Raw genomic sequence first — 1,360 nt, forward strand, 5'->3', positions numbered from 1 at the left:
TTAGTCGGTACAACCATTGAGTTCTTCGACTTTTATATCTATGCAACTGCTGCCGTTATCATTTTTCCACACCTATTTTTCCCTGCCAGTAGTGGTAGTGCCGCAGTCTTACAATCACTTGCAACTTTTGCAATCGCCTTTATTGCCCGTCCTATCGGTGCAGCACTATTTGGGCATTTAGGAGATCGTATAGGTCGTAAAGCAACATTGGTGGCAGCATTGCTCACTATGGGTATCTCAACCGTATGTATTGGCTTATTACCAACCTATGCTCAGATTGGAATTGTCGCGCCTTTATTGCTCGCCTTATGTCGTTTAGGACAAGGCTTAGGCTTAGGTGGTGAATGGAGTGGTGCTGTTTTACTTGCTACAGAAAATGCGCCTGAAGGCAAACGTGCATGGTATGGCATGTTCCCTCAACTTGGCGCACCTATCGGTTTTATTTTAGCAACTGGTTCTTTTTTACTTCTAAGTGCTGCTATTCCTGAGCAAGCATTCATGTAAAACTTCATGAGACCCCTGCTTTCCAGAAGGTTTTAGATAAGCAAAAAGAAGTTAATATTCCATTTAAAGAAGTGGTGACAAAACACACGGGCAAACTTATTCTCGGTACGATTGCAGCAATCTGTACCTTCGTTGTGTTTTATTTAACTACAGTATTCGCACTTAACTGGGGAACAACCAGACTAGGCTATGCGCGTGGTGAGTTCTTAGAACTTCAATTGTTTGCAACCCTTTGCTTTGCAGCCTTTATCCCTCTTTCTGCCATTTTTGCAGAAAAATTTGGCCGTAAAGCTACTTCTATTGGTGTATGTATTGCTGCTGCAATTTTCGGACTGTTTTTCTCTAGTATGTTAGAGTCTGGAAATACACTCATTGTGTTTTTGTTCTTGTGTACTGGCTTAGCAATTATGGGCTTGACCTATGGTCCAATTGGTACTGTCCTTTCAGAAATTTTTCCAACCTCAGTACGTTATACGGGTTCAGCTTTAACGTTTAACTTGGCTGGTATTTTTGGTGCTTCTTTTGCACCGCTTATTGCAACTAAACTTGCTGAAACATATGGTTTATATGCAGTTGGTTATTATCTTACAGCAGCATCACTTTTATCATTAATCGCGTTTTTATTAATACGCGAAACAAAAAATGTAGATGTAAATAATCAGATTTAAATATTTTCAAACACCCTGATATAAAAAAGCCGGTTCAAAATTGACCGGCTTTTTTTATATATAGCACTTAGTTCAATGATGCAGGATTTGCAGGTGTAACACTGTTTGGTACAGCCGGGGTAGTTACATTATTCGCTGCAACTGCTGCCGCACCAGCAACAGCCGCTTCACCAATTAATGCAACTTTT

General features: G+C 40.4%; 2 pseudogenes. One reads left to right on the top strand and one right to left on the bottom strand.

Annotated features, from left to right (window positions below):
• A pseudogene (locus VXQ92_RS18140) lies at positions 1–1,172 on the top strand (MFS transporter); the annotation flags it as partial.
• 67 nt (positions 1,173–1,239) lie between these two features.
• Here VXQ92_RS18140 and VXQ92_RS18145 read toward each other — a convergent pair.
• Positions 1,240–1,360: pseudogene (locus VXQ92_RS18145) on the bottom strand (hypothetical protein); the annotation flags it as partial.

Source organism: Acinetobacter sp. 228 (genome assembly GCF_048147885.1).